The organism is Kitasatospora sp. NPDC059817 (genome assembly GCF_042731835.1).
Lineage (GTDB): Bacteria > Actinomycetota > Actinomycetes > Streptomycetales > Streptomycetaceae > Kitasatospora.
Genome location: NZ_JBHWIR010000150.1, coordinates 16,019 through 19,212 on the forward strand (window position 1 = coordinate 16,019; position 3,194 = coordinate 19,212).

Sequence of the window (3,194 nt, forward strand, 5' to 3'; positions counted from 1 at the left end):
GCGGGCGGGGGTGGCCCACTGGGGCCCACACCCGGGCCAACCCCCCACAAACCCCCCCCCGGGCGGGGGCCGGGGGGCCCCCCCCCCCCGGGGGGGGGGCCCCGCCGCGCGTCCGGGTGGGTCAGCAGCTGCGCAGCTCCGGGCTCTGGTTGCGGATCTGGTTGTGCAGCGAGGTGAACTCGCGGTAGGCGTCGCCGTCCTCGGTGCCGGGGCGGAAGGCGCCGACGCGGTGGCAGTTGACGAAGGCGAGCTTGACGCCGAAGTGGTCCTCCAGGCTGCCGCGGATGGCGTTGCTGGCGAGCGCGCGCAGCAGCTGGGCGCGCTCCTCGTCGGTGGGCGTGGTGTTGTCGGTGGTGAACTCGTCCTCGGTGGCGCCGAGTTCGGTGCTGAGCCCGGCGACGACCTGGTAGGCGTAGGGGAGGGAGGCGCGCACGGTGTCGAGGAAGTCGGCCTGGTTGACCCGGCCGTGCTCGGCCTGGGCGAGGAGGGCGGGGGAGACGTCGAGCGACATGGGTGTCCTCTTTCGCGGAGTCTGGTTATCGAAGATGAAAACCATTGCAAGATGGACTGTCGGCGATGTCCGGACGCCCTGTCAAGTGCCGTCCCCCGAAGGGCTGACGGGCGGCGCCTCCCGGTCGGCCCTGATGACGAACAGGGCGATCAGCGCCGCGAGCACGGCGAAGGCCAGGCCCATGTCGAACGCCCTGGAGATGCCGTGCGCCAGCACCTCCGAGGAGTACGGCGCCGGCAGCTTTCCGGTGGCCCGGAACCGGGCCGCCTGCTGCGGGGTGGCCTGCCGCAGGAACGCGCCGACCTGCCGGCCGGCCTCACTGCGGCCGGCCGCGCCGTAGACCGTGACCAGGATCGACAGCCCCAGCGAGCCGCCCACCTGCTGGGTGGTGTTGAGCATGCCGGTGGCCGCGCCGGTCTCGTGCGGGGCGACCCGGGAGACCACCGTCAGCGTGGCCGGGACGAAGATCGAGCCCATCCCGAGGCCGAACAGCAGGGTCGGGCCGAGGACCCCGGTCAGGTAGCCGCTGTGGGCGTCGAGCCGGGTGGACCAGAACGCCCCGCCCGCCACCAGCAGCGAGCCCACCACCAGGAACGGCCTGCGCCCGTACCGCAGCTGGTTGCGGGCGGCGAACTGGGCGGCGACGACGCTCGCGGCGCTGATCGGCAGGAAGGCGAGGCCGGCCCGCAGCGGGCTGAACCCGAGGACGTCCTGCACGAACAGGGTCATGAAGAAGAAGATGCTGAACATGGTCGCGGCCACGCAGAGCAGCAGCCCGTAGGCGCCGGAGCGGTTGCGGTCGCGGAACAGGTGCAGCGGGGTGATCGGCTGCGGCGCCCGCCGTTCGTGGAACAGGAAGGCCGCCAGCAGCAGCGCGGCGAGGCTGAACGAGGTGAGCGTCACGGGGTCGGTCCAGCCGTGGTCGGAGGCCCGGATGAAGCCGAAGACCAGCGAGACCATGCCCGCCGTGGCGGCGAACGCGCCGGTCAGGTCGAAGCGTCCGGGGTGCCGCTCGGACTCGTTGATGTAGAGCGGCGCCAGCAGCGCGATCGCGATGCCGATCGGCACGTTGACGAACAGCACCCACCGCCAGGAAAGCCAGGAGGTCAGTATCCCGCCGGCGAGCAGGCCGACGGCGCCGCCCGCCCCCGCGACGGCCGAGTACACGCCGAAGGCGCGGTTGCGGGCCGGGCCCTCCGGGAAGTTGGTCGCGATCAGGGCGAGCGCGGTCGGCGAGGCGATCGCCGCGCCCAGGCCCTGGAGTGCGCGCGCGGCCAGCAGCCAGCCGGAGGACTGCGCGACGCCGCCGAGCAGTGAGGCGAGGCTGAAGATCAGGACCCCGGCGACGAACACGCGCCGGCGCCCGAGGATGTCGCCCATCCGCCCGCCCAGCAGCAGGAGCCCGCCGAAGGTGAGGGTGTAGGCGTTGACGACCCAGGACAGGTCGGTGGTGTTGAACCTCAGCGCCTGCTGGATGTGCGGCAGGGCGATGTTCACGATCGTGACGTCGAGGACCACCATGAGCTGGGTGGCCGCGATGACGGTGAGGGCTGTCCCCGGGTGCTGGCCGCGTCGTGCGGGTGCGGGCGGCGCCGGGGCCAGGGCGCGCGAGGTGACCATGGCAGGTCCCCAATGGCTCGGGAGCGAACGACGGTGAGGGGCGGGTCCGTCCACTGACACCGGCAGTATCCCCGAGGCATAGGGAACACAATCGTTCATTACCGACAACCGGCTGATTCCGGACCCACACCACTCCTCCGGGGCGGTGCGGCGGCGGAAAACCCGGGGCACGGCCCGCCGCGGTCGTGTCAGGATGCTCGGCATGTCTGCTCGTGCACTGAGCTTCGGCGCGATCGCCGAAGCCTACGAACGTTTCCGGCCGGGGTACCCCGACGAACTCTTCGACACGGTGGCGGCGTACGCGGGCCGGCCGGTGCGGACCGCACTGGAGATCGGTGCGGGCACCGGCAAGGCGACCCGGCTGTTCGCCGGGCGCGGGGTCGACGTCACGGCGACGGAGCCCGACGCGGCCATGCTCGCCGAACTGCGCAGGACGGCGCCCCCGAACGTGCGGACCGTCCGGGCCGCGTTCGAGGACCTGCGGCCGGGCGGGACGTACGACCTGGTCTACGCGGCGGCGGCCCTGCACTGGACGCGCCCGGAGGGCCGGTGGTCACGGGTGGCCGAACTGCTGGAGCCGGACGGCGTGTTCGCCAACCTCGGCGGGCCGTTCCAGCTGGCCGACCCGGCCGTCGAGGAGGCCGTGCGGGCGGCCCGGGCGCCGTTCCTGGAGAGCGACGACGTCCCGTCCCCGGACGGGACCGCTCCCGAGGAGGAACTGCAGTGGCCGGGTACGGAGCTGGAACGGTCCCGGCTGTTCCGTGACGTCCGGCAGTCCGTCATCCGGCGGCGCCTGCTGGTGAGCGCCCCGTACTACCTCGGTCACCTGTCGACCGTCTCGGCGTACCTCCAACTGCCGCCGCCGAGGCGGCGGCGGGCCTTCGAGGCGATCGCGCGGGTGCTGCCCGAGACGGTCGAGATCGCGGCCGACCTCACCGTCCATCTCGCGCGCCGGTGATCCGGGCGGCCGGGACACCGACTCGCGCGCCGGTGATCCGGGCGGTCAGGACACCGGCTGTGACGTCGAACAGCGGCGCCCGGCCCGCCGCTGTCGCGGCCGGCC

The 3,194-nt window shown here is 73.1% G+C and carries 3 protein-coding genes; 1 reads left to right on the forward strand and 2 read right to left on the reverse strand.

All coding sequences use genetic code 11. The features are described 5' to 3' along the window. Positions 1 to 121: 121 nt before the first annotated feature. On the reverse strand, positions 122 to 511 hold the full coding sequence (locus ACFV61_RS26560; RefSeq protein ID WP_380381038.1) for an SCO5389 family protein: 390 nt from the start codon (positions 509 to 511) through the stop codon (positions 122 to 124). Positions 512 to 592: 81 nt separating this feature from the next. Then, the gene (locus ACFV61_RS26565) at positions 593 to 2,131 is read right to left on the reverse strand and encodes an MFS transporter (protein WP_380494281.1); all 1,539 of its coding nucleotides are present in this window, start codon (positions 2,129 to 2,131) and stop codon (positions 593 to 595) included. A 202-nt stretch (positions 2,132 to 2,333) separates the two neighbouring features. On the opposite strand from ACFV61_RS26565, the gene ACFV61_RS26570 reads away from it, so the two are divergent. Beyond that, positions 2,334 to 3,089: a class I SAM-dependent methyltransferase gene (locus ACFV61_RS26570; RefSeq protein ID WP_380494283.1), complete on the forward strand. Its 756-nt coding sequence runs from the start codon at positions 2,334 to 2,336 to the stop codon at positions 3,087 to 3,089. Positions 3,090 to 3,194 lie beyond the last annotated feature (105 nt).

Coding starts and splice junctions, on each gene's coding strand:
- ACFV61_RS26560 (WP_380381038.1), bottom strand. CDS start 511: ATGTCGCTCGACGTCTCCCCCGCCCTCCTCGCCCAGGCCGAGCACGGC.
- ACFV61_RS26565 (WP_380494281.1), bottom strand. CDS start 2,131: ATGGTCACCTCGCGCGCCCTGGCCCCGGCGCCGCCCGCACCCGCACGA.
- ACFV61_RS26570 (WP_380494283.1), top strand. CDS start 2,334: ATGTCTGCTCGTGCACTGAGCTTCGGCGCGATCGCCGAAGCCTACGAA.